The sequence below is a fragment of the Mixta sp. genome, assembly GCF_024610815.1.
Classification (GTDB): domain Bacteria; phylum Pseudomonadota; class Gammaproteobacteria; order Enterobacterales; family Enterobacteriaceae; genus Mixta; species Mixta calida.
The window spans coordinates 1-26382 of the sequence record NZ_JANION010000139.1; the positions used below are offsets into that span (position 1 = coordinate 1).

At 60.2% G+C, this 26382-nt stretch carries 18 protein-coding genes; 6 read left to right on the top strand and 12 right to left on the bottom strand.

All coding sequences use genetic code 11. From position 1 onward, the window contains the following. Positions 1-163: 163 nt before the first annotated feature. The 3 genes from kdgK (at position 164) to MYY08_RS10125 (ending at position 3015) form a co-directional block, all read left to right on the top strand. Positions 164-1099 (top strand): 2-dehydro-3-deoxygluconokinase, encoded by a 936-nt coding sequence (gene kdgK, locus MYY08_RS10115; protein ID WP_288014001.1) that lies wholly within the window; start codon positions 164-166, stop codon positions 1097-1099. Between the two features lie 47 nt (positions 1100-1146). After that, complete coding sequence (locus MYY08_RS10120; protein ID WP_288013991.1) at positions 1147-1791, top strand: glutathione S-transferase family protein; 645 nt, start codon at positions 1147-1149, stop codon at positions 1789-1791. Between the two features lie 333 nt (positions 1792-2124). Further along, positions 2125-3015, top strand: a complete 891-nt coding sequence (locus tag MYY08_RS10125; protein WP_288013992.1) for an alpha/beta hydrolase — start codon at positions 2125-2127, stop codon at positions 3013-3015. Positions 3016-3173: 158 nt separating this feature from the next. Here MYY08_RS10125 and MYY08_RS10130 read toward each other — a convergent pair whose 3' ends face one another. The 9 genes from MYY08_RS10130 to bcsR all read right to left on the bottom strand — a co-directional run bounded on the left by MYY08_RS10130 (position 3174) and on the right by bcsR (position 19428). Beyond that, positions 3174-4667, bottom strand: coding sequence for a M16 family metallopeptidase (locus MYY08_RS10130; RefSeq protein WP_084970393.1), 1494 nt, complete (start codon positions 4665-4667; stop codon positions 3174-3176). A 474-nt stretch (positions 4668-5141) separates the two neighbouring features. Further along, complete coding sequence (locus MYY08_RS10135; protein ID WP_288013993.1) at positions 5142-6419, bottom strand: dicarboxylate/amino acid:cation symporter; 1278 nt, start codon at positions 6417-6419, stop codon at positions 5142-5144. 363 nt (positions 6420-6782) lie between these two features. Beyond that, a complete protein-coding gene (gene hmsP / locus MYY08_RS10140) occupies positions 6783-8792 on the bottom strand; it encodes a biofilm formation regulator HmsP (RefSeq protein ID WP_288013994.1) in 2010 nt (669 codons plus the stop codon). 130 nt (positions 8793-8922) lie between these two features. Continuing rightward, a complete protein-coding gene (bcsC, locus tag MYY08_RS10145; protein WP_288013995.1) occupies positions 8923-12414 on the bottom strand; it encodes a cellulose synthase complex outer membrane protein BcsC in 3492 nt (1163 codons plus the stop codon). Then, on the bottom strand, positions 12396-13487 hold the full coding sequence (gene bcsZ / locus MYY08_RS10150) for a cellulose synthase complex periplasmic endoglucanase BcsZ (protein WP_038630217.1): 1092 nt from the start codon (positions 13485-13487) through the stop codon (positions 12396-12398). Before bcsZ ends, bcsC begins: the two co-directional genes overlap by 19 nt. Before the next feature lie 23 nt (positions 13488-13510). After that, positions 13511-15880, bottom strand: coding sequence for a cellulose biosynthesis cyclic di-GMP-binding regulatory protein BcsB (gene bcsB, locus MYY08_RS10155; RefSeq protein WP_104951393.1), 2370 nt, complete (start codon positions 15878-15880; stop codon positions 13511-13513). Between the two features lie 19 nt (positions 15881-15899). After that, positions 15900-18506, bottom strand: a complete 2607-nt coding sequence (gene bcsA, locus MYY08_RS10160; protein ID WP_038629470.1) for a UDP-forming cellulose synthase catalytic subunit — start codon at positions 18504-18506, stop codon at positions 15900-15902. Continuing rightward, positions 18503-19231 (bottom strand): cellulose biosynthesis protein BcsQ, encoded by a 729-nt coding sequence (gene bcsQ / locus MYY08_RS10165; RefSeq protein ID WP_038629468.1) that lies wholly within the window; start codon positions 19229-19231, stop codon positions 18503-18505. Before bcsQ ends, bcsA begins: the two co-directional genes overlap by 4 nt. Continuing rightward, entirely contained in the window at positions 19219-19428 is a 210-nt protein-coding gene (gene bcsR / locus MYY08_RS10170) for a cellulose biosynthesis protein BcsR (RefSeq protein WP_288013996.1), read from the bottom strand. Before bcsR ends, bcsQ begins: the two co-directional genes overlap by 13 nt. Positions 19429-19605: 177 nt before the next feature. Here bcsR and bcsE point away from each other — a divergent pair, with 177 nt between their 5' ends. Genes bcsE through bcsG form a run of 3 tightly spaced genes read left to right on the top strand, consistent with a single transcriptional unit; the run spans position 19606 to position 23008 of the window. Then, complete coding sequence (gene bcsE, locus MYY08_RS10175; RefSeq protein ID WP_288013997.1) at positions 19606-21162, top strand: cellulose biosynthesis protein BcsE; 1557 nt, start codon at positions 19606-19608, stop codon at positions 21160-21162. Next, a complete protein-coding gene (gene bcsF / locus MYY08_RS10180) occupies positions 21159-21347 on the top strand; it encodes a cellulose biosynthesis protein BcsF (RefSeq protein ID WP_038629466.1) in 189 nt (62 codons plus the stop codon). Before bcsE ends, bcsF begins: the two co-directional genes overlap by 4 nt. Beyond that, positions 21347-23008: a cellulose biosynthesis protein BcsG gene (gene bcsG / locus MYY08_RS10185; RefSeq protein ID WP_084970463.1), complete on the top strand. Its 1662-nt coding sequence runs from the start codon at positions 21347-21349 to the stop codon at positions 23006-23008. Before bcsF ends, bcsG begins: the two co-directional genes overlap by 1 nt. A 473-nt stretch (positions 23009-23481) precedes the next feature. Here bcsG and dppF read toward each other — a convergent pair whose 3' ends face one another. The 3 genes from dppF to dppC are packed head-to-tail and all read right to left on the bottom strand — an operon-like array spanning position 23482 to position 26377. Further along, positions 23482-24486, bottom strand: coding sequence for a dipeptide ABC transporter ATP-binding subunit DppF (dppF, locus tag MYY08_RS10190; RefSeq protein WP_288013998.1), 1005 nt, complete (start codon positions 24484-24486; stop codon positions 23482-23484). After that, complete coding sequence (gene dppD / locus MYY08_RS10195; RefSeq protein ID WP_038629462.1) at positions 24476-25462, bottom strand: dipeptide ABC transporter ATP-binding protein; 987 nt, start codon at positions 25460-25462, stop codon at positions 24476-24478. Before dppD ends, dppF begins: the two co-directional genes overlap by 11 nt. A 12-nt stretch (positions 25463-25474) precedes the next feature. Beyond that, complete coding sequence (gene dppC, locus MYY08_RS10200; RefSeq protein ID WP_038629461.1) at positions 25475-26377, bottom strand: dipeptide ABC transporter permease DppC; 903 nt, start codon at positions 26375-26377, stop codon at positions 25475-25477. Positions 26378-26382 lie beyond the last annotated feature (5 nt).

Here is a 26382-nt window from a genome sequence, read left to right on the forward strand (position 1 = left end):
ATAATACTTTCAATCGTAACAATAACGCGGTGATTTACGGTTTTATCGCCGCTTATATCAGCAGTTTAGTGACTTAAGTTAAATTAAAACGGTGTTTTAAAATATTGACTCGGCGACGCGCCGGATGGAGACTAGGACAGATTTGCATTAGGGGGTGACCATGTTGACAGGGAAAAAAATAGCGGTAATCGGCGAATGCATGATTGAGCTTTCGCAACAGGGCGACGCGCTGAAACGGGGCTTCGGCGGCGATACCTTAAACACGGCGGTTTATATCGCGCGGCAGGCGTCGTCAGAGCAGCTGACGGTGGAATATGTCACCGCGCTCGGTACCGACAGCTTCAGCAACGAAATGCTGGCCGCCTGGCAGCAGGAAGGGGTGCAAACCCGCCTGGTGCAACGTCTGGAGAATCGGCTGCCCGGCCTGTATGTCATCGAGACCGACGCGCACGGCGAGCGCACCTTCAGCTACTGGCGCAACGAAGCCGCCGCCCGTTTCTGGCTGCAAAGCCCGCAGGCGGAAGCGATTTGCCAGCAGCTGATGCAGTTTGACTACCTCTATCTCAGCGGCATCAGCCTGGCGATCCTCTCGCCGGAAGATCGTCATCAGCTGATGGCGCTGCTGGCCGCCTGCCGACGCAACGGCGGCAAGGTGATTTTCGACAATAACTACCGTCCGCGCCTCTGGCCGAGCCGCGAAGCGGCGCAGCAGGCTTATCAGGCAATGCTCGACTGCACCGATATCGCCTTTTTAACGCTGGACGATGAAACCTTACTCTGGGGCGAAGCGCCGACCGAACAGGTGATTGCGCGCACCCGCGCCGCCGGCGTCAGCGAAATCGTCATCAAACGCGGCGCGGACGCCTGTCTGGTGGCGCTGAATGACGAGCCGCTGCTGGAAGTGCCCGCAGTGCGGCTCGAAAAAGAAAAGATTATCGACACTACCGCCGCAGGCGACTCCTTCAGCGCCGGTTATCTGGCGGTGCGTCTGTGCGGCGGCAGCGCGCAGGATGCGGCGCAGCGCGGCCACCTGACCGCCAGCACGGTAATACAGCATCGCGGCGCAATTATTCCGCTTAGCGCTATGCCGCAGCGCTAGCGAGGACTATGCTGTTGCTTTCCGCCACCGCTCAGGAGAGTAACGCGATGCTTAAGGTTTGGGGACGTAAAACTTCATCAAATGTACAGGCTGTGATGTGGTGTATCGGCGAGCTGGGGCTGCCTTATCAGCGCGTCGATATCGGGCACAAATATGGCGGCAACCAGTCGCCAGAGTTTCTGGCAATGAATCCCAACGGCCTGGTGCCGGTGCTGCGCGACGGCGACGGCCCGCCGCTGTTCGAGTCCGCCGCCATCGTGCGCTATCTGGCGAGCCGTTACGGCAATGACACCTTCTGGCCGCACGATCCACTGGCGCGCGCCACGGTGGATGTCTGGGCGGAATGGGCCAAATCGAGCGTCTACGTCGGCTTTGCGCGTCCTGTTTTCTGGCCGATGATCCGAGTCGCGCCGGAGAAACGGGATACCCAGACGCTGGCCGAAGCGATGGACAGCCTGACGAAACTGCTGAAAATCGCTGACGATCGGCTGGCGCAGCATGACTATCTGGCGGGCGATCGGCTGACGGTAGCGGATATTCTGTTTGGCATGCTGCTCTACCGTTACTACACGCTGGATATGGCTCGTCCGACGCTGCCGGCGCTGGAAAACTATTACCAGCGTTTAACACAGCGCCCGGCTTATCAGGAGCATGTTATGGTGCCCTACGATGAGCTGCGCGAACCCGCATGATGTAAGCAAGTACTCACATTAATTGACTGGCGCTGATTTCCTTTGGATATCGGCGCCCGCTGCGTCACAGCCCTGTATTCATCCGCTTTTTTCTTGCTCACGCTATAGCCTGTTCCTTTCGACCCGCGCGCCAAAACCATTAATAAAAGGCACTATTTTTACTTAATGCAAATCGCCTTTTTTGCCGCCAGGCTAAATCTGAATTGCCTTTTTACCGCCAGTAATGACTGGACGCGCACCGCTTTCACCGCCAATGATTAATAAGCCCCGCCTGGCTTTTTTGCGCTGCGCTGCGGCTCTTTCACTCCACCATCACGTTCATCAGGACAGGCTATGAAAGCAGATATTTTCAATCTCTGGCCACACGGCGATGCCCCTGGCGCCAGTCAGTCAACCGATAAGCCGCAGATTATCGATTTAGCGAAAGAGTTTGAGCCCTACAACCGCGCGGCGTCAGGCGTTCGCTGTCCTGAACTGGCCGTCTGGTATCCCGAAGAGTCAAACGGCGTCACGCTGCTGGTCGCGCCCGGCGGAAGCTTCGCCCGCATTATGATCGACAGCGAAGGCAGCGCGCTGGCGACCTTCTTCACCGCCATGGGCTATACGCTGGCGGTGATGACCTACCGACTGCCCGCTGACGGCCATCATGAAGGCGCCGATGCGCCGCTGGCCGATGCGCAGCGGGCGGTACGCGTTCTGCGCGATCGCGCCACGCGCGGTCTCAACGGCAAACGCATCGTGATGATGGGCTTTTCCGCCGGCGGCTACGTGGCGGCCAGCCTCGGCACGCGCTTCAGCGAAAAGCTCTATCCGCCGCAGGACACCATCGACAACCTGCCTGCGCGCCCGGATGCGCTGGTGTTGGTTTATCCGCTGATTACCATGCGCGACGGGCAGACGCATGCCGACGCGCGTAAACGGCTGCTGGGCGAATGGCCCGACAGCAAAACCATCGAAGCTTACTCGCTGGAAACGCGCGTCAGTCGTGAAACGCCGCCGGTGCTGCTGATTCATGCGGTAGATGATGAGAGCGTGCCGGTGACGCACAGCATGGCGTTTTTCAGCGCGCTGCGTGAACAGAAGGTGCCGGTGGAGCTGCATTTTTACGAACGCGGCGGCCACGGTTTCGGTATGCGCAACCTTGCCGATTCGCCGCTGGCAAGCTGGCCGATGCTGGTGACCGAGTGGTTGCGCGCGCAGAAAACCCGCACGCTGGCGGTTTGACGCGGCAGTAAATCTGCCGTGGCGTTGCACCGGCAGGAATAAGCGAAAACGCCGTCTGACGGGCAGCACGAAGCCGCAGACGAGCGGCGGCCCGACTGCGGCGTTAAAACACGGCCAGGCCGGACAGCGCTAAACGCCGTGGCTGACCGGTCCATTATTTACGAGCGCGGCGCGGGAATATCGGAGACTTCCGCCTTCCCTTCCTCCGGCGTGGCCACGACCGGCGCAGGCGGCGGCGCCATGATTTTTTGCCAGCTCTGGTGCAGCGCCTGAACGTTGGCTTCCGGCTCGCCCTGCGGCTGCATCAGCGCCATGGTCAGCTCCTGCGACAGCTGCTGACGCAGCTCCTGATTCAGCGCCGTCAGCGTCAGGCCGTTAAGGAAATCCTGACGGAATTTCTGATACTGCTCCGGCGCGATATCGACCACCGCATTCTGCTGCGAGCGTAAACGCTGGCTCATCAGCACGTCGGTGTCGGTGCGCGCATAGGTGGCGAATAGCTTGTTCAGTTCGGCGGTTTTCTGCGCCATCAGCGCGTCGAACTCCGTCTGCGGCAGGCCGTTATCGCGCACATTAGCCAGCTCGCGCGCGATCAGATTCATGTTCTTTTCCAGCGTCTCGGCGCTGGAATCCATGCTGATGGCGCACTGGGCGCGCTGATAAAGCACGCGACAGTCAAATCCAACCTGCACGCCCTGCGCTTTGCTTTCGCTCAGCACGCGCTGTACGTGCCAGAACAGCGCCTCACGCGCCAGATCGCTCTGCCAGTAGCGAATCAGGTTTTGCGAATCGCGAATCGGCTGCCACGGCATATCCCAGATCAGCGACAGGCGATCCTGCTTCAGCGCGGGATTGACCAGCGCGACCGACTCGGTCGGCAGCGGAGAAAGCGTCGGCACCGGCGCGGGCGTTTCGCGGCGTCCTTCCAGCGGTGAAAACGCCTTGTTGATCTGTTCGCTCAGGGCGCGGCTGTCAATATTGCCCACCACGAACAGCGTCATCGCGTCCGGCGTATACCACTGTTTATAGAAGCTGCCGAGCTGGTTGATATCTATCGGCGCCTTCGGCTGTTCAGCCGGGTCATGGCCCAACAGCGTGGAGCCTTTCAGCCGATAGCGCCACCAGACATCGCGCGGGTTGGGCGGCCAGCTGGCGATGGGATCGTCGGCGTTCAGCGCGGTGCTGACCACCTGTTCATTAATCGACATTTTGCCTGCGGTCGCAGAAAGCCAGCCCAGCGCATCTTTTAACAGATCCGGGCGGTTGTTCGGCAGGCTTAAGTTGTACAGCGTAAATTCATAGGAGGTAACGGCGGGCGGCAGCGGACGATCAGGGTCCATGCCCTGTTGCCAGAGCGCGCGCTGCTGCGCCGGATCGAGCGCGGTGTTATGCACCATCGCCAGACGAGGCAGCAGATGCGTAAAGCCGGTTTGCTGGGCGTTTTCCATTAGCGAGCCGGTATTCACCAACAGGCGAATTTCAACGCGATCGCTGGGGCGCTGCGGCGTGCTGAGCACCTGCCACTTAAAGCCGTTATCTAATTTTCCCTGCTGCCAGGCAGGATCGGGTTGGAGTGTTTCAGCCTGCAATGTGCCGCTGACAGCCGCCAGCAACAACCCACCAACTAAAAGACGAATTCTGGTGCCCTGCATGTGAACCCCTACTCAATTGCCCACTTAATTTCATTGATGACGCGCGATAGTCAGGCGTTATCGTCCTGTTGATAACGCACAGCGGGCGCACCGCAGTTAGACCACGCCAAAACGAGGTTGTCACACAACAAAGTGAAAAATCATAAATAAATGAATGTTAACCGTGCTTTCGCGTCTGAAGTGTGGCCAGGCGCAATGAGGCGACACAGTCTGTGTGGGCTTTATTATGCAAATGCATGGAACAAGGGCAAGCCGCAGCGAAGCCGGATAACGGTTTTTTGCAAAGTTTTATAATTTTACCGATTTTGCCCACCCGAAAGCTGCTCATTACGCACGCAAAACGCCATTTTGCCGTTGGCAGACCTTTGAAAAGGGAGAAAGAGGCGCAGGAAACATAAAAACAGAAGGGGCGCCGTCTGGTATGCAGAGGGCGCCCCTGTTAATTAACGCTGTTTTCAGCATCGCCGCTCAGGATCAGACCGGCAGTTTCTTCGCTTTTTTCGATGAGGAGAGCGTATCGCGCAGCTGCTTCTCATCCAGCTGATCGACCCACTTCGCCACCACCACCGTCGCCACGCCGTTGCCGACGAGGTTGGTCAGCGCACGCGCTTCCGACATAAAGCGGTCAATGCCGAGGATCAGCGCCAGGCCCGCCACCGGCAGGTGTCCCACCGCCGACAGCGTCGCCGCCAGCACGATAAAGCCGCTGCCGGTCACGCCCGCCGCGCCTTTGGAGGAGAGCAGCAGCACCACCAGCAGGGTGATCTGGTGCACGATATCCATATGACTGTTGGTGGCCTGCGCGATAAATACCGCCGCCATGGTCAGATAGATAGAGGTGCCGTCGAGGTTAAACGAGTAGCCGGTCGGAATCACCAGGCCCACCACCGACTTTTTACAACCCAGCTTTTCCATCTTATCGAGCATGCGCGGCAGCGCGGATTCCGATGAGGAGGTGCCGAGCACAATCAGCAGTTCTTCTTTGATATAGGCGATAAATTTAAAGATATTGAAGCCGGTAATGCGGGCGATAGTGCCCAATACCACCACGACAAACAGGACACAGGTGATATAGAAGCAGATAATCAGCTGGCCCAGCTGCACCAGCGACCCGACGCCATACTTGCCGATAGTGAAGGCCATGGCGCCGAACGCGCCGATGGGGGCGAGGCGCATGATCATATTGATGATGCCGAAAATCACCTTAGAGAAGCTTTCAATCACGTTGAAGATCAGCGTGCCCTTGTCGCCGAGACGATGCAGGGCGAAGCCGAACAGAATGGCGAACAGCAGCACCTGCAAAATATTGCCGCTGGCGAAAGCGCCGATGACGCTGCCGGGGATCACGTCCAACAGGAAGGCGACCACGCCCTGCTGTTCCGCCTGCTGCGCATAGACAGCGACCGCTTTGGCGTCCAGCGTCGCCGGATCGACGTTCATGCCCGCGCCGGGCTGAATCACGTTAACCACGATCAGGCCGATAATCAGCGCAATGGTGCTGACCACTTCAAAGTAGAGCAGCGCCACCGCGCCAGTGCGCCCGACCGCCTTCATGCTTTCCATTCCGGCGATGCCGGTCACCACGGTGCAGAAAATTACCGGCGCGATAATCATTTTGATCAGTTTTACAAAGGCGTCGCCCAGCGGTTTCATCTGCGCGCCCAGCTCCGGGTAATAGTGACCGAGCAGAATACCGATGGCGATAGCGGTGAGGACTTGAAAATAAAGGCTTTTGAACAAAGAAGTTTTCATAAAAGCGTATCCGTTGACGGCGTGAGGTGACGAGTGCATAGCTGTTATTATCATCAAGAGACAGCGCGGAAAATAACACCGTGTTAACAAGATTGATATAATCTGGCCCTGGTCTGCACGGCCATAAACAGAATTTATGAACTGAAACGCTTCAGCCTGAATAACCATAACCAGATATTCAGAATTATTCGCTGGCTGATGAAAAGGCGGCGATAAGAAAGGAAAAAGCGGGCATGGAGCGAAACAGGGGCGAGGTTTGCTGGCTGGCGCATAAAACGCTATGGGAAACAGATTCGCCGAGCGGTGCATGGAGCGCTACGCCGTACAGATTGGCCGAGCGGCGCGCCCTTGCGCGCCGCGTCTTCACTGCGGAGGCGACAGCGTCCGCAGCCACTTCTCGAAATCACTCAGCGAAACCGGGCCGTCATACAGATAACCCTGCCCGATAGTGATGCCGAGCGCCAGCAGCCAGTCGCGCTGCGCCTCGGTTTCCACTCCTTCCGCCACCACTTCAAGATCGGTAATGTCCGCAATCGCCGCGACAATCTTCACCATCGTATCGTCATCCGGCAGCGCGGAAACAAAGCTGCGATCCATTTTCAGCTTGCTGATCGGCAATGATCGGAACTGATGCAGGTAGCTGAGGTTGGCGTAGCCGGTGCCGAAATCGTCCAGCGCCACCGCCACGCCCGCCTCCTGTAGCGCGCCAAGCAGGCTTTTCGCCTGAAGGGGATCGCCAATCTGCGCGGTTTCCGTCAACTCCAGCACCAGACTGCCGGGACGGATGCGGTGACGTTCCAGCAGCTCCTGCAGATGCCAGACGGTGCCCGGCTCGCGCAGCTGTATGGCGGAAATATTCACGTTTAAAGGCAGTGAAATGCCACGCTTTTGCCAGCCCGCCAGCACGCGGCACGCCTCTTCCAGCGCCCAGCGTCCCAGCGCGCCGATAACGCCGATCTCTTCCGCGCTGGCGATCAGTTCTTCCGGCAGGCTGTAGCTGCCGTCGGGCTGACGCATGCGCAGCAACGCTTCAGCGCCGACCAGCTCGCCATTGGCCATATTGATCTGCGGCTGTAAAAACAGCGCGAACTGCTCCTGCTCCAGACCTTGCAGAATATCGTGCTCCTGCGTCAGCCGGCGCTGGGCGCGCTCGGTCAGCAACGGGTCAAAGAACAGAATCTGATTTTTACCCTGATGGCGCGCCGACATCATCGCCGACACCGCGCGTCCCAGCAGCTCCGGCGCGCTCATCTTTGCCGCGTCGCGCTGAGCGATGCCGATGCTCAGCGTCGGACGCAGCTGCACCTGTTGCAGGCTGACCGGCTGATTAAGCCGGTTCATCAGATTGCGTGCCAGTCGATAGGCCCGGAATGGGTTAGTGGCCTTTTTCACCAGCAGCACGAAATCGCTGACGCCCAACTGGCCGACCACGGTGCGTTCTTCAATCACGCCACGAATTTTTTCCAGCAGCGTCAGCGTCAACGTATCGCGCTGCTCCTCCGTTAATACGCCGTTCGCTTCCAGCAGGGTTTCGATGCGCACCACGATTACGCTGAACGGCCCACTGTAGACCGCCGCCTTCAGATGCTGCTCCAGCAGCGCCAGGAATAGCGTACGGTTGGGCAGGTCGGTCAGCGCGTAGTGCGTGGTCAGGCGGCTCATCTCATCATGCACCGACTCCAGCACCTGCTGGTTACGGTTATAGCTGCGGATCAGCATGCCGATTTCATCATCCTGATGCAGCGGCGGCATCGGCAGTTTATGGGTCAGAATATCCTGCGGCGGCAGATCCTGTAGCGTGCCGGCGATATCGCGCAGCGGATGCACGATCAGTCGGTTGATGCACCAGCTGATCGCCACCGAAAGGATCAGCGCCAGCAGCAGATAAGTGGTCAGCATGGTGGAAATGGTACTGAGAATAAACTGATAGACGCGCGAGGAGTCTGCCTGCAATACCAGATAGGCCAGCGGTTTGGGCGAGGCGGCGCTCTCTACCGAATAGAGCGGCACGGTGATCTGCACCGGCAGCTCAAACACGCGCGCGATAAAGCGCGGCACCGGCTTTTCATTTTCGAAATCGGTGCGCAGCGCCTGAAACGCATTAGGCAGCATCACGTCGGCGCGCGACAAAATGCCGGCGGGCTTCAGCGAATTCAGAATGCGCTCCGCCTGCGGGATATCAGCGCGCAACACCGCCTCAGAGAGCGGCTGACGCACCGTATGCGCGATGTTTTCCATCTGCTGCGCATAGTCTGTCCTGCGCTGCTGCACAAAGTGGAAAAGCTGAATAACGATAAAAATACAGATAGTCACTACCGCAACGCCAGAAACCGTTGCCATCTGCTTGATCGTAAGTGACCGACTAACGCGCAAAGCTCTTCTCCAGGCCCCGGACCACGGGCGAAAACGATGAAAGCAACCAGGAGTATATCTCATGGTTGCTGTTTATTAAGTAAAGATAGTGACGGCAGGAAACCGGTTTAAGGGTTTTCCGAGCAGAACGCTACTTAAAGTCGGCGTAGGGCGCCAGCGGCTGCGGCGGCAGATTGAGGTCGCCTTCCCAGCCGGACAGTGAATAGCGAGCGTAAATCAGACCATGGCTGGGGGTGTAATCTTTCGCCTGCTGAATATCCACCGCCAGGCCGACCGTCCAGTGCGCGGTAACGCGCCGCTCAACCGCCGCGCGTAAAGTATAGCCAAAGCCGCTGCCTGAGCTATCGGTGGAAGGATCGTTCGCCGTCGGCTGAAAGCCGGGCCAGACCGGATAGCGTTCCTGAGCGCGGGTTTTCGAGCGCGACCAGGAAACCGAGCCGCCCAGATCGAACGACCAGTTCTCTGTGCGCTGCCGGTAGCTGACCGGCACCGCCAGCGAGAAATATTGCTGCGGGCTGTAATAACCGCCCTGCCCGAATGCGTAGTCGCTGAGATCTTTCTGATAATGCCACAGCATGCTGTTCAAACCGATGGTCGCGCGCCGGTTATCTTCGTTGATCAGCTTGTAATAGTAGCCCGCCATCAGACGCTCGCGGCTGTTGTCCGCCACGTTTTTGCCGGTGATCTGGTGTGCGCTGAGGTCGGCCCAGACGCCATGCGCGCCGCCCTGGTCGTAGCTCAGCCCGACAGCGCCGCCGGTCGCCACTACGCCGCCCCAGGTGCGTCCGCCCTGCGGACTGGGATCGCGCGCGCCAGCCCAGGCCAGCAGCGAACTGGAGATGGGCCGCCGCGACGCAGTAAAGGTCAGGCCGACATCTTTCACATCGGTATTCCAGCTGACGCCGCCCACCCAGTTCACGACTTCGAAGCCCATCGGCGAAGTGCCGATATCCGCCGACCAGCGGTCATTTTGCCAGCCCGCGCCAATCGCCACTCCCTCCTGCTTCTGCTTCAGATCGCTGCGACAGCCTGCGGTATCGTTATTGGCGCAGGTGCCGAACACGTCGGTGTGGCTGCCGCCCTCGGTGGAGAAGGTGCCTGCCGAAATCTCGACGCGGTCTACGCGCACAAAGCTTTTGCCATCGGCCAGCGGCGTATCCAGTTGCAGCATGGTGGTATGCGCGGTGAGATCGGAGACGCCGCCGGTGCCTTTATTGCGCGAATAATCCTGTTCCAGCATTAGCGTGGTGTCCTGACGCTGATAAAGCTCGGCCGCGTCGCTGCGGATGCCGCGCTTCAGCCAGTCGTCATCCGCCTGGTTGCGCATCAGGCGGGTAAAGCGGGCGTTATCGGCAGGCACCGTCGGCGTAATGCCGCTGGCGACCATCGCCTGGCGGTAATCCATGAGCGCCAGCGCCGGCTGCTGCTGCGCCTCCAGCCGTGCGGCGTCGCGAAATACCAGCGCGCTGCTCTGCGACGGCGCTTCCTGCTGCGCGCGCGGCTTAAGCTGCTGATAAAGCCGACGCGCCCGCGTCGTGTCGTCCACGCTCTGCCAGGCGTTGGCCAGGCGGCGGCCCACGTTCAGGCTCGCTTCGCCGCTGCCGGCGGGCAGCGCGTTCAGGGCGGCGCGCGCTTCGTCTTTGCGGTTCAGCGCCACCAGCGCGTCGATCTGCCCCAGCGCCGCATCCGGGTTCTGCTTATCCTGCGCCAGCAGGCGCTGATAGCCTTCCAGCGCCTGCTGCGGATAGCCGTCCGCCAGCGCCCAGTCCGCCAGAGTGAGGTCGCGGCGCGGCGAGGCGGGCTGCTGGTTAAGCAACGCCGTCGCGGCGGTGTTGTCGCCCGCCTGACGCAGCGCGTCCGCCTGCGCATAGACTTTATCCTGCTGTAAGCGGTCGGCCAGCTCGCGCATGTTTTGATCCCAGCGCGCCTGCGGCACGCTGTTCAGCTGACGCAGCGCCTCTTCCGCGCGATCGCTGCCGGAGAGATAAAGACTGTAAGCGTAAACCTGCGTCGGATCGGCGGGCAGACGCTGCGCCATCGCCGCCATTAATTTGTCCGCCTGTTGCGCATCGCCTGCATTGCGCAGCGCGCCCGCCAGTCGATAGTTAAGCCAGACGTCATCCGGCGCGTCCTGCTGCGCCTGACGATATTTTTCCGCCGCCTGCGCCCAGTCGCCCTGCTGCGCCAATGTATCCGCTTCGGCGCGCAAGACGTCGCTGCGCAGGCTGTTCAGCGTGCTGCCCAGCGCCCGCTGCTGTTCGCCGCTCAGCCCATTGATAAAAGCGATCGCCTTCTGCGGCGACTGCTGCTGATAGAGCGCGGCCAGACGCCGCACCGCCGTGGTATTGGTGCGATCCATACGCCAGGCTTCGCGGAACAGCCGCTCCGCTTCAGTGTCATTCTTGCGCGCCAGCGCCACGTCGCCCAGGCCGATCAATGCATAGCTGTCGGTGTTGTCCAGCGCGCGCGCCTGCTGATAATGCTGTTCGGCGACGGCGATATCGCCCTTCGCCAGCGCCTTATCGCCGTTGTCGATCGCCAGCCAGTAGCGGTTGGTCTGCAACAGGCTCTGCCACAGGCCGACGCTGGTGCTCTGCTGCCCCGCCTTCAGCGCCTGTTCAAGGTAAGTGATGGCGAGGTCGCGGTGATTGGCGCGCCCCTGCGCCTGGCCCATCGCGCCCAACAGATCGGGATCGCCAGGATTGAGCTTCAGCGCCGCCTGCAATGTCGCAATCGCATTCTCGCCGCCGCCGTTGTCCACCAGCGCCAGCGCGCGTGAACGCTGCTGGAAAGCGGGATCGGCCAGCAGTTTCTGCCGACGCTCCAGCTCCTGCTCGCCGTTGCTGCGCGCGTCGCCGCTGGTAAAGACGTCGAGATACTGGCGCAGCTGCGCCACGCTTTCCGCCGTGACCGGCTGCGCCTGTATGCGGCTCAGCCAGAGTTCGGCCGCCTGATCGCGCGCGCCCGGAGTGTTGGCCAGGGTTTTCAGCTCATCCGCCGCCTGCGCCGGTTTATCATTCTGGAACTGCAACCGCGCCAGCTGCATGCGCACGCCGACATTGCCGGGATAACGTTTGTCCAGCGCCTGCAGGTTCGCCAGCGCCGTTGCCTGCTGGCCGTCGATGCGCGACACCAGGCTCCAGTACTCCAGCGCGATATCGACGCTCGGAAAGGCGCCTTTAAACAGTTTGTCCCAGGCGTCGCGTGCTTCCTGCACGCGCCCGGCGGTCGCCAGCAGACGCGCCTGCTGTAGCTGCTGACGCCCCTCAGGGCTCACCAGCAGCATGCCAGCCTGCGCTTCCCGCGTCGCCTCAGAATCGGGCGCGGTCTGCTTCAGCTGGTTCATGTATCGCTGCGCCTTCGCCTGGTCGCCCTGATGCAGCGCCAGACGCAGCTGCGCGGCGATGACGTCAGGGTTATCGGGCGCGATCTTCTCCAGCCGGTAGAGCGCCTGGGTGACCAGATCGTATTTATTGGTCGCTTCGCCGGTGCGCACCTGCTCCAGCAGCCACGCGACCGGCGAGACTTCACGCGCCGACGTCTCTTCGGCGGCGTAAGCGGACGCGCCGCCGAGCAGGCCGGGCAGCAGCAGGCCCAGGGTGCTTAATCTGAATTTTTGCATTGTTGGTTCCAGGCCGGTAACAGGTCGCCCTGCGCGCTAAAGCGATAGCGGTTTTCATCCCAGCCGACGCCGAACAGCGCCAGTACGCTGCTGTAATAGGCATCGCTGCCGGGAGGCTGCTGCTGCACGCGCTGTTGCTGCGCCGTCAGAGCGCGAGAGCCCTGCAGGAACGGCAGCAGCGCGGCGGAAAAGCCGACGTTGCCCTGATTGATGGTCGCGCCGGTCAGCACGTCGACCCGCTCCGGCGGATTGCCATTCTCTTCCGTCAGACGCGCCATCGGCGCGAAGTGCGACAACAGCGTCGCTTTACGCGGATCGTCGTCGCTGAGCATCCCGGCCCAAAGGTAAACGCGAATCGCATCGTAACCGCCAGTCGGCCCTTTCGATTTATCGGGACGCCAGCCGCTGCCGCTCTGCCAGACATACCAGTCGGGCGAAAAGCCTTTCGGCGCCGTCTCCTGCAACAGGCGCAGCGCGTTGCGGTTGATCTCCGGCCACGGCCCTTTCAGCCGGGTCAGGCCCGCCAGCAACTGCAACGGCAGGTAGCTGGGGTTGATCATCCAGCTGTCGCCTTCGATAAAGCCATATTTGCCCGGCATCAGCATCAGGCCGAAGCCTTTCAGGTCAGCCACTTCCTCTTTCGCCACCCGATTGAGCAGCAGCGTGCCAGTCACCTGGTAGCTGCGGCTGTGCCACAGGCGGCTCGCCTGCAACAGCGTCCAGCCGATCCAGAGATCGGAATCGGCGGCGGGGTTTTTATCCAGCACCTGCCATTTCTTGCTGCCGCTCTCCTGTCCCCACAGCCAGGCGGGCAGGCGCTGCGTTAAGTCGCCTTCCGCCAGGTTGTTCTCCGTCCAGCCCAGCAGGCGGTCGAACATCTCGCGGTCGTTGGCGACCAGCGAGAAAAACAGCGCGTAGCTCTGCCCTTCCGAGGTGGTGATGTTCTTCCCGCCGCTGGGATCGATCACCCGGCCCTCTTCGCTGATGTAGTCGCGTTTAAACTGCGCCCAGTCGGACCAGGGGGCGCAGTCAGCGCTGGCGCGCAGCGCCGCCAGCATCAGCATTAACAACATTCCCAGTCGCAGCGTCAGACGTTTCACTCATCATCCTCATTGCCAAGACGACGGCGCGTCACCAGACGCATCAGTCGCCACACCATCAGCGCCACCAGCACGACGACAATCACCGCGAACAGCGCCATTAGCGCCGGATGCGTCGCCAGCGCGTGCCACATACGTTCCCACCACGGCAGATGGCCGACGAAATAGCTGTCGCCCACGCGCAGGCTGTTGACGCCCGATTCACGGATAATCGCCGCCGAGCCATAAATCGCGGCGCGCTTGCCGCTGTCGAGCAGCGCGTCGTTCAGAAGCTGATACGCGCGCGGGCTGTCCGCCAGCAGCGCGACGACGCTGCGCTGATCGTGGAACGGCGACTGGAAGCCGACGATCGCCGCCATCGGGCCGTCAGAGACGATGGTGGTCTGGCTGGCGACCGCGCGATCGCTGGCCGGGGCGGTCACATCATCCAGCGGCGCCTGACGCACCGGTTTTTTCACCCAGCTTTTCGCCGCGTCCACTAACAGGTTAATGCGGCGATCTTCACGCAGGTCGGCAGGTATATCGCCAATCATCAGCAGGTCGGCGTCCGCCGTTTTCGCTTTTGACCAGTCGTCGGTAATCTGCACGTTCAGCGCCGGGAAGCCGGTCTGCGCGCCGATATTCCCCAGCGCATTCAGCAGCGCGCTGACCTGATCGGCGCGCGGCTGCGCGTTTATCAGCACCAGCGTCTGCGACAGATCGGCCAGGCGGCTGAACGGAAAGCCTGCATTGGCGAAAGCGCGCAGCGACGGCATCTGGATATAGTGGCGATAGCCGGAGAAGTCGATGGTGGAGTTGCCGTCGACCACCACATGGTTGGTCACCGGCGTCACCGTTTCGCAGCGGTCGCCGTTGCTGCCGCCGATAATGGTGGTGGCGTAGTCGAAGTCAAAACGCAGCTGGTTTACTACGCCCAGGCGCAGCGCCGGAATGGTCAGCGAGGCGCTGTTATCCTGGAGGCCCGACACCAGCGGGATATGCAGTAGCTGTTTGCCGTTATCGCTTTTCACCTGTAACGGATAGTCCTGCATAAACTGGTTGTTCAGGTGGATCGCCAGCCGCGAGCCGTCATTTTGCAGCGGCGACGTGTAGCGGTAGGCGATATCCATATTGATGCCGCGCGCGCGCACCAGGAAAAGATCGGGCGGCAGGTTCAGCGTCAGGCTGACCGGATAAGGCTGAATGCCATCCGCCTGCAACTGGTTTTCATACTGTTGCAGCTCGGAGAATTTAGTGGCGCGATCGGTGCGCACCCAGTTCGGCGCATCGTAAGGCTGGCGCGCCGCCAGCTGCTTCACCTCTTCAATGGTAGAGGACTGGCCGCGCAGCAGCACGTCGCCCTGGGCGATGCCTTGCGCCGCCGTCAGCAGATCGGCATCGTTACGTCCCAGCACCAGCAACATTTTCTGATACGGATTATCGGGCTGGCTGATGATCTCTACGGTCGGCTTATCCACCGGCGGATAATCTTTCAGGAAGTCGGGGCGCTGGTCGTTGGTGGCGAATACCACCGCATGCTGCTGTTGCGGCAGCTGGTTATAGAGCACCGGAAAGGACTGACCGCGCCACTGCGCCTGTACGCCAAACCAGGAGGCGAGCAGCCCTGCGGCGTGCTGTTGCGTCCGATCCGGCGCGGCGGCGAACACCATCGGCAGCTGTAACGGGCGATTGTCGCGGCTGTCGAAGAACGGCTCCGGGAAATCGGAGAGATCGTTTTTCAACGGCAGCTTTTGCAGCGTCAGGTCAAGGTGACTTTCCTTGCCGATATCGATCCAGATCGCGCTGTTCGCCGGGTTTTCGCAGATATTGGTGTAATGGCCGACCAGCTCGAAGCGCACGCGGTTAAAGTCGCCGATAAAGCGCGGGTCGATATTTACCGTCGCCTGGCTCTCTTTGCCCGGCTGATCCGGCGTGATGGTCACCAGCCCGATCGGTTCCTCGTTCAGGTAAACCTTAAAATGCGACAGCGTCGGCAGCAGCGCCGGCGACGGACGATAGCTCAAATGCAGCACCGCCTGGGTAACCACTTCATCGCTGCGCACGCCGAATTCAATCTGTCCATCCGGCCGTGTGCCGAGCAGCTTAAAGCTGCCTGGCGCAGGCGCGATATTGCTGAACCGCAGCTCGCTGGTGCGCACCGGCGCGGCGGGCTCGGCGGGTGCGGGCGCCGCATCGGCGGAAACGGGCGCGTCCGTAGAGGTCGCTGCCCCTGCGGATGTTGACGGCGTCGCCGGCGCCGACATATCGGAAGGCGCCGCCTGCGTCATGCTGGTCGGCTGTCCGGCCGGATTGGATTCAGGTGCGCCATGCGCCATCGGCAGCAGGCCCATCAGCATTGCGGTAAACCAGCTTATTTTTCTCGTCATTATCGCATCATCAGTTGAGTCATTGTTTTACACCGGCAACGCCTGCCGGCGCGCTTCCCACGCCTTTGGGAAAAAACGACGCCAGCCAGGAAAGAAAGGCGGTCAGCATCAGGAACAGCTGGCGGATTCGGGCCGGGCCATATTCAGCCAGGCGGATGTAGCCTTTAAAGCCCAGGATCATAATGTCGGCCAGGCTCTGCACCGGTTTATCCTCAGGAAAACCGTCCTGCCACAGCGCCCAGGTATCGGCACGGGCGAAAGTGCATTGAATAAAGTCGATATGCTCTTCGGTGGTCAGGTTTTTCAGGCGAATACCGGCCCGACGGCCAAATACGCACTGCACCGTGGCGGGAAAGCTAAATTCCTGCTGGCTGCGGCGCAGCAGCAGATGAATCTCTTCGCCATCTTTCAGCGCCTCTGCCTCGCGCAGCTCAACGCCGACGCCGCCGTCCGAATAGTCGCGCAGGGTGCAGGGCAGCATATGGCCATCCTTGCGCGCGATCGCGGCGGGCATCGCCATCTCTACGCGGTGCGCTTCGCGGATCTGACGCGCCTCGACGGAAACCGCTACCGCGCCGCCCAGAATAATCATGTTGTAAAAGACCCATAGCAGGCTCACCAGCACCGTCAGCACTTCATTCTGCGGGCCGTAGACAACGCGCCAGCCCGCCATAAAGACGCCCGCCAGGTTCAGCAGCACCAGAATCATGTACGGCTTGGTGATCACCCAGTCGAGATGCTGTTCCTCTACCAGACCGCCTTTCGCCGTCACGTTGAATTTCCCTTTATGCGGGTTAAACAACGCCACCGTGGTGGGGCGGGCGATATACCAGGCCAGCACCGTTTCGTACACTTCGCTCCAGAACGAGTGACGATAGCGTCCCTGAATGCGTGAGTTGGTGAGGCTGGTGTGCAGCATATGCGGCATTACATAGATGGCGATCGCCAGCGCCGGGGCGAAGATGATATAGGCGTGGCAGAGCAGGAAAGCGAGCGGCGCCAGCAGGAAGATCAGCCGCGGAATGCCCGACAAAAAGTGCAACATGGCATTGGCGTAGCAGAGGCGTTGCACCAGCTTCAGTCCGCGCCCCATCAGCGGGTTATCGAGCCGGAAAATCTGCACCATGCCGCGCGCCCAACGGATACGTTGGCCGATATGCGCCGACAGGCTTTCCGTCGCCAGCCCCGCCGCCTGCGGAATGCGGATATAGGCGGAGGTGTGACCGCGCCGATGCAGACGCAGCGAGGTGTGCGCATCCTCGGTCACCGTTTCGACGGCGATGCCGCCGATCTCATCCAGCGCGGTGCGGCGCAGCACCGCACAGGAACCGCAGAAGAAGGTGGCGTCCCAGGTATCGTTGCCGTCCTGCACCAGGCCGTAGAACAGCGTCCCCTCGTTCGGCGTGCGGCGGAAGCGGCCCAGGTTGCGCTCAAAGGGATCGGGCGAGAAGAAGTGATGCGGCGTTTGCAGCATCGCCAGCTTTTTATCCTTCAGGAACCAGCCCAGCGTCATTTGCAGGAAAGAGCGCGTCGGCACGTGGTCGCAGTCGAAAATGGTGACGAATTCGCTTTTGCACACCGTGCGCAGGGCGTTGTTGATGTTGCCCGCTTTCGCATGCTCGTGCGTGGCGCGCGCGACGTAATTAACGCCGACGCTGGCGGCGAACTGACGAAACTCTTCGCGGCCGCCGTCGTCCAGAATAAAGATATTGAGCTTATCCTTCGGCCAGTCGATGCCCAGCGCGGCGTAGATGGTCGGCTTCACCACGCTCATCGGCTCGTTGTAGGTGGGCACCAGCAGATCCACCGTCGGCCAGTGGCGCGTATCTTCCGGCATCGATACCGGCTGGCGATGCAGCGGCCACAGCGTCTGGAAATAGCCCAGCACCAGCACCACCCAGGCGTAGGTTTCCGCCGCGATCAGCAGCAGGCCGAAGGTCAGACTGACCGGATCGTCCCAGTTGAGCGTTGAGGTGTAGCGCCACCAGAGATAGCGGCAGGAGACGGTCAGCGACAGCACGATCAGCATCATGGTCGCCAGTCGTCCCGGCACGCGGCGCACAATCATTGCCAGCGACCAGAGCATCACCACGAAGATAAACTGGGTAAACAGATCGAACGGCTGCGAAATACAGAGCAGCGCCAGCCCGGCGGCGGCGAGGCTGGAGACGATAAAAATCAGCTTGCGCGCGACGGGCGGCATAGTGCTGATGCGCTTCTCCAGCTGCTCGCCCTGCTGAATGCGCTGCGGCAGCGCATCGAGCCACAGATAAATTCGCTGCCGCCAGCTGAACAACCGGCGGAACGCGTTAAATCTTTTGCGCTGGCTAACGTTGCTGCCGACCTGCGGCAGGATCAACAGCAGCCAGACGCTCTGTGAAAAAAAGCGCACGATATCGAGCGGACGCGGCCGCTCCGGTGAAATGTGCGGCCAGAGCGTGCGGCGTTGCGCAATGATGCGCTGCCAGCCCGGCGTTTCAAAGCGCAGCAGCGACCAGCCCAGCGTCAGCCAGAAGCACTGGATGCTGGCGGCCAGCGACGAGGCGCCCGCCTGACGGTAGTCGCCGTAGCGGGTGCTCAGCGCCTGCCAGGCGGGCGCAGCGATCAGCCAGCGTAACGGATTCATACGCCTTCTCCGCGCACGTACATAATCAGCCAGTTCGCCAGCGTGACGATCTCTTCACTGGCCAGCGCGTGCGGACGATACTCGCCCAGCGGCTGCTTGTTGAGCAGCGCTTCGGAGAGCGCCTCGTCACGATGGATCAGCAGCGGAATCAGGTTGTGCAGCGAACCGATCCAGAGCTGATGCAGATCCTGCTGCACTTTGCTGTTGGCGTTAAACAGGTTAAGCAGGTAGAGCGGACGACGCGTCGTGAATGGTTGATGCAGTCGCGTATGGCAGTTGCCGTCGGCCACCAACAGCTGCATCAGGCGATCGGCCTGCGCATAGATCGGTTGCAGCCAGGGATGCTCGCCGCCGGGCAGATCGAGCAAAACCCAGCGGTACTGCGTTTTCAATTCAGTCAGATGCTGGAGCCAGTCGCTGGCGAAAGAGGCGGGATCGGCGTAAAAGCGCGCGCGTTCCTCGCCGTTCAGCTCGCCGAACGGGATAAAATCGGGGCCGTCCGGATAGCGCAGCGCCACATGCTGCGCATCGCCGTCCAGCGCCGCGCGCATCCAGCCGCAGCGCTCGCTGTGCGGCGTATTAAAATGCAGGCGCAGCTGATTGGTCGGCGACCAGTCTATCACCAACGTGGATTCGCCCAGCTGCTGTAAAGCCCAGGCCAGCGCCGCCGTCACCGATGTCGTGCCTGTCCCGCCCCGTATGCCCTGTAATGCTAAGACCGGCATGCGTTTTCCTTTTCCTGTTGCTCTCTGGAAAGTTCGCTCAATAATGGCCAGCGCGCCAGAATGGCCGCCAGTCTCTCTTCCTGTGCAATATCGACGTAGCGAAATGCAGTAAAAGAGAACGCCTCTCCGAGCGTACTGATATCGTCACGCAGTCCGAGTTTTTCGGGTATTGCAGAAATTTCTTGCGGTTGTTTCATTTATCTTGCCATTAAAGAGAGAACGCCGAATAGCGTTCATTTTTTCAAACCTGTGATAAACGTACAGGCGATACATATGGCCCGGCGATTTTTATTATATTCATCAAAATTATCCAGGCGGAATAAATCGCTGTCTATAATAAAAGAGCTTCGGTTGAACCACTTTGCGAAACTTCTATGGCACTCTCTTGTACGCGCGGTATTGAGCAGGTTCAGAATGAATTAAGTGATATGCAGCCGCCCGGCTGTTACTGGCTTACCGTCAACCGGCCTGAGGATGCCCGCAGGCTGGCGCGACAGGTTATGGCGGCGCAAAAGTCCCTGACGCTTATCAGCGCCGGCGATGCGCCGCAGGCGCTGCTGGAGCCTGCTTTGCCGCAGGGGCCGAATCGTATTCCATTCTACTCGCTGCCTGAAAAACGCCGCGCGCTGTTGGATTTGCCGGAAGATTTAGCGCGCACGCTTTCAGCGAAGCCGCGGCTGGTATTATTTTTCAATAATTTTTCTTTCATTGAAAAGCTATCACCTGCGGAATTAACTGCGTGGAGTAAAAAAATCAACCACACGCTGGCCACGTGTAATTGTTGCCTGTTAATTATTACTTCCGGTTCTGGCGTAAATAATTTACGTCAGACATTACTGAGTACTTTCCGCCAATTAAACGGCCTGGCGCATCTCGAATATCAGCAGGATATCTGGAATTACCGCGTCAGCTGGTGGTGCCACGATCGTCGCCTGATGGCGGATCGGGCGCTGCGCTTAACGTTTCAGCCTGCCGGCTTTGCGGCGGTCAATGAAAATGAGCAGAACACGCCGCTGACGCTGAACGATGAGGCGATCTGTCTTGCAGAAAAACAGGTGCTGGAAGGCGCGCCGCCGCTCTCCAGCCACTGGCAGTTGTTCGGCAATAACGAGCTGGTCGCGTCACGCGCCCAGCAGGCCGACTCTGCGACGGTAATTTTTGCCCTTACCCATAACGATCAGATCCGCACCCTGGCGCAGGACGTTCACAGCCTGCGCCGCACCCGCGGCGCCGGGCTGAAAATTATCGTGCGCGAGATGCAGACCAGCCTGCGCTACAGTGACGAACGTCTGCTGCTGGCGTGCGGCGTCAACGCCATCGTGCCGTTTGGCGCGCCGATGTCGCGCTTTTTGACGACGCTGGAAAGCCTTCAGGGCCAACGCTATAACCGCCACGTTCCTGCCGATCTCGATGCGCTGCTACAATCACTGCAACCGCTTCAGCTACGCGGCTTTTTACCGCTGGATAAATTCTGCGAAGCGGTGACGCAGCTGGTGAACAATACCCTGCTGCCGGAAAACGGCAAAGGTCTGTTGGTGGCGCTGCGTCCGGTGCCTGAGTTGCGGCCTGAGCAAGCGCTTACTTTATGTAAGCCGCGCCGCTACGGCGACCTGGTGACCGTGCTGGGCGACCGGCTCTATCTCTTTCTCTCTTCGTGTCGCTATAACGATCTCGATACGGCGCTGAAATTTATTTTCCGTCTGCCGCACGATGAGCTGTTCTCCAATCGCCTGGTCTGGTTTGAAGATTTGCAGATCCTTTCCGAGGTCAGGCAGATGAAAACGCTGGTGCCGGGCGCATGGAAAGACAAGCCGCCTGAACTGACTGTGGCCGTACCGGATACGACGGTATCCGCGCCGGCGCCTGTAGCGCGTCCAACGCCGCAGCCGGTGGCGCTGAAGATTTATAAAACGGGAGCCACGCGCGAATGACATTAATGGATGGAGTTCAGATCCTGATTCTGCTGGTGCTGATCGCGCTGCTGACAAAACCGCTCTATACCCGCTGGCTGCCCGCACGCTGGCGCGGCATTATGCATCGGCTCTTGCCGCCACGCTCGTTGAAATATGAAGGCACCTGGCAACGCCAGTCCACTAAAACGGATAAAGATAAATAATGACTGATGGTAAAAAGACGCAGCCTTCAACGGCTGCTTTCTGGCGTAGCTGGCGCGGTCTGGGCGGCTGGAATTTCTATTTCCTGATTAAATTTGCGCTTCTGTGGTTCGGCTATCTTAACTTTCATGCGCTGGCGAACCTGGTCTTTCTCGCCTGGCTGCTGCTGCCGCTGCCGTCGGAGCGGCTGCACCGCCTGCGCAACTGGATTTCGCTGCCGATCGGCATCGGCCTGTTCTGGCATGACACCTGGCTGCCCGGCCCGCAAAGCATTCTGAGCCAGGGCGCTCAGGTGGCGGGATTTTCCAGCGCCTACCTGCTCGATCTCTTTAATCGCTTTATTAACTGGCAGATGGTCGGCGCAGCGTTCGTCATGCTGGTGCTTTACCTGTTTATTTCTCAGTGGGTGCGCATTACGGTGCTGGTTTCGCTGATGCTGGTCTGGATAAACGTGATCAATATCGCCGGGCCGTCGATTTCGCTGCTGCCGACCCGCTCCGCCACGCCGGAAGTGGTGCTGAACAGCAAAACGCCCGCCAATAACGCGGCGGCGGATAAAAACGCGCTGGATGAGTCGGCGCCGCCGACCAGCGCCAACCTGACCGCTTACCTGAACCGCTTCTATGAAACGGAAAAACAGCGCGTCACCCATTTCCCCGATACGCTGTCTCCTGATTCGCAGCCGTTCGATGTACTGATTATCAATATCTGCTCGCTCGCCTGGTCCGATATCGATGCGGTGCAGCTGCGCGACCATCCACTGTGGAAGCACTTCGATATTCTGTTGAACAACTACAACTCCGCGACCGGCTACAGCGGCCCGGCGGGGATTCGTCTGCTGCGCGCCAGCTGCGGTCAGACCTCGCACAGCGATCTCTATAAGCCCGCGCAGCAGCAGTGTTATCTGTTTGATAACCTGGCGAAGCTGGGCTTTAAAGAGCAGCTGATGATGGATCATACCGGTGTCTTCGGTAACTACCTGAAAGAGCTGCGCGACTTTGGCGATATTCAGGCGCCGCTGATGTCGCAGGCGGGCATCGCGTCGGAGCTGACCTCGTTCGATGGTTCGCCGGTGTTCAACGACGCGCAGCTGATGCAGCGCTGGCTGGATGACCGCACCAAAAGCAGCGATGCGCGCACCGCCACCTTCTATAACCTGATCCCGCTGCACGACGGCACGCGCGAGCCTGGCACAACCGGCACCGCGCCCTGGAAGCCGCGCGCGCAGGTGCTGTTCGATCAGCTGGACGCCTTCCTGACCAACCTGGAAAAATCGGGCCGTCGGGTCATCGTGATGGTGGTGCCGGAGCATGGCGCTGCGCTGGTGGGCGACAAGATGCAGATGTCCGGCCTGCGCGATATTCCCAGCCCAGGCATTACCCATGTGCCGGTCGGCATTCGCTTTGTCGGCATGAAGGCGCCGCATCAGGGCCAGCCGCTGAGCGTCGATACGCCGACCAGCCTGCTGGCGATATCAGAACTGCTGTCGCGCGTCGTGGATGGCCAGGTGTTTAACGCGCCGAACGTCAATATGTCAGTGCTGACGGAGAACCTGCCGCAGACGCCGGTGGTATCGGAAAACGATAATGCGGTGGTGGTGATGTATCAGGGCAAACCCTGGATTCGCCTGAACGGCGGCGACTGGGTGCCTTATCCGCAGTAAAGGGCGTCAGCGAGCAAGCTGAAACCCGTTACGCGGGCATTCCCGAAACAGGCAGGGATGCCCGCGTAATTTTTTACGCGAAGGCTTATTTTAAGCGGACATGATCTTTCCCGGCCTGAGCCATGTCCTTTTGCCAGATGGACGTCTGAAAAGCGCAGTAGCGATTGAAATATATTATTGCGCAACTTCATTCGGCATGAATTAAATAAAAAGAGAAGGGAAGCACCAGGCATTACAGAAAGGTTTTAGCGCGCATTGAAGCAATAAAAAGATCTGGACTAAATGCCATCGAAAAACAAATCAATCATCGTTTTAATCCACGTCCGATATTGCGAAGCGCCGCAAAATTCAGCCCCCAGTAACAACAAAACAGCTTTTGCTGCGGGGCGGGAGCGCTACAGAGGCGGTAATCAGAGAAAAGTTTGGCGAGCGGAAATAATGGAGCGGAGATCGCTCTCCGCTCTGCATTACTCTTATCCTGCTTTTTGCTGCTCGTCCTGGTCGACGGCAAAGCAGGCGATCTGCTGGTCGCCGTAGCGTTTCAGCTGCGGCTGTAGCTGGACGCAGGTGCCGAAACGGCGACGGCAGCGGGCGTTGAACGCGCAGCCGGGCGGCGGACTAAGCGGGCTGGGCAACTCGCCGGTCAGCTTGATGCGCTCGCGGCGGTCGTCCGGGTTCAGACGCGGCGTGGCGGAGAGCAGCGCCTGCGTGTAAGGGTGGCGCGGGTTGGCGAAGATCGCCTCTTTGGTGCCCTTCTCTACGCAGCGTCCCAGATACATCACCATCACCTCGTCGGCGATATGCTCCACCACCGACAGATCGTGCGAGATAAAGACGTAGGAGAGGCCCATATCCTGCTGCAAATCCATCATCAGGTTCAGCACCTGGGCGCGCACCGATACGTCGAGCGCCGAGACCGGCTCATCGGCGATCAGCACGTCGGGATCGAGCATCAGGCCGCGCGCAATGGCGATACGTTGACGCTGGCCGCCGGAAAACATATGCGGATAGCGGTCGTAATGTTCGGTTTTCAGGCCGACCTTCGCCATCATCTCCAGCGTTTTTTCCCGCCGCTCCGCTTTGCTGAGCGTGGTGTTGATCAGCAGCGGCTCCTCCAGGATCTGACTGACCTTTTTACGCGGGTTCAGCGAACCGTAGGGGTTCTGGAACACAATCTGGATTTTCTGACGGCGCAGCGACTGCGCCTGCGGGTCGTGCTTCAGCAGATCCTGGCCGTGCCAGAACAGCTGGCCTTCGGTCGGCGTTTCAATCATCGTCAGCAGGCGGCCCAGCGTCGATTTGCCGCAGCCCGATTCGCCGACCACCGCCAGGGTTTTGCCGCGTTCAAGGTTGAAGGAGACGCCGTCCAGCGCCTTAACCAGCCGCGGCTGGCCGAACAGTCCCTTTTTCACCGGATAGTGCTTTTTCAGGTCGATTGCCTGTAGCAGATACTGCTGTTCTTGAGGTTCAGGACGCATAGGTTGGTCTCCCGGCATCATCCAGCGGATAGTGACACTTGGACTGACGCCCTGGAATATCACGTAATTCAGGTTCTTCCACACGGCAATGGTCGGTGGCATAAGGGCAGCGCGGGTTCAGCAGACAGCCGCGGGGACGATCATATTTCCCCGGCACCACGCCCGGCAGCGAGGCCAGACGCGCTTTGTCCGCTGCGAACTCCGGCAGGGCGCGCAGCAGCGCCTGGGTGTAAGGATGGCGCGGCGCCTTAAAGATATCGCTCGCCTTGCCCGTCTCCACCACCTGCCCGGCGTACATCACGATAATGTGCTGCGCGGCTTCCGCCACCAGCGCCAGATCGTGCGTAATCAGGATCAGCGCCATGTTCTCCTGCTTTTGCAGCTCCAGCAGCAGCTCAATAATCTGCGCCTGGATGGTCACGTCGAGCGCCGTGGTCGGTTCGTCGGCGATCAGCAGACGCGGCCGACAGGCGATCGCCATGGCGATCATCACGCGCTGGCTCATCCCGCCGGAAAGCTGATGCGGGTAGACGTCAAGACGTGATTCCGGGTCGGGAATGCCCACCTGGTTAAGCAGATCGATAGCGCGCTGACGCCGGGTGCGACGGTTGCCGCCCTGGTGAACTTTTATCGCTTCCATGATCTGATAGCCCACGGTGTAGCAAGGGTTCAGGCTGGTCATGGGGTCCTGAAAGATCATCGCCACTTCCGAGCCCACCAGCTGGCGACGTTCTTTTTCGGAGATGCGCTTCAGGTCGCGCTGGTTGAACTCCAGTTTGTCCGCCATGACGCGGCCGGGGAAGTCGATCAGCCCCATAATCGCCAGCGAGCTGACCGATTTGCCGGAGCCGGACTCGCCAACGATGCCCACAACCTGGCCCTGTTCGACCTGGTAGCTAATGCGGTCAACCGCGCGGAACGGTGCTTTTTCATCGCCGAAATGCACCGACAGTTTTTCTATATTCAATAACGCCATCTCGGTGCCTCTTTACTGCTTGAGTTTCGGGTCGAGCGCATCACGCAAGCCATCGCCCATCAGGTTAAACGCCAGTACCGTCAGCAGGATCACCAGTCCAGGGAAAGTGACCACCCACCAGGCGCTTTGCGCATATTGCAGAACGTCGGAGAGCATGGTGCCCCACTCCGGCGTCGGCGGCTGCGCGCCCATACCGAGAAAGCCCAGCGCGGCCATATCCAGAATCGCGTTGGAGAAACCCAGCGACGCCTGAACGATCAGCGGCGCCAGGCAGTTCGGCAGAATATTGACGAACATCTGACGCAGCGCGCCAGCGCCCGCCACGCTGGAGGCGGTGACGTAATCGCGGTTTACCTCAACCAGCACCGCGGCGCGGGTCAGGCGGATATAGTGCGGCAGCGCGACGAAGGTCAGCGCCAGCGAGGCGTTAACGATCGACGGACCGAAAATCGCCACCAGCACCAGCGCCAGCAGCAGGCTCGGCAGCGCCAGCATAATATCCACCAGACGCATAATAGCTGCGTCGAGCGCGCCGCCGACGTAGCCAGCCAGCAGGCCGAGGATGACGCCGAGGATCAGCGACAGCAGCACCACCAGACAGCCCACCAGCAGCGACAGGCGCGCGCCGTACATCAGGCGCGACAGCACGTCGCGGCCCACGTCATCGGTGCCGAGGATATATTGCCAGCTGCCGCCCTCCTGCCAGACCGGCGGATGCAGCAGCGCGTCACGGAACTGTTCCGCCGGGCCGTGCGGCGCCAGCAGGCCGGCGAATACCGCCACCAGCACCATAATCACGATATAGACCAGGCCGATTACCGCGCCCTTGTTGCGTTTAAAGTAGTGCCAGAATTCCTGGAAAGGGGTCATCGGCGTGGGTGCAGCGCTTACGCTGCCAGGATCAACTACAGACATGCTGG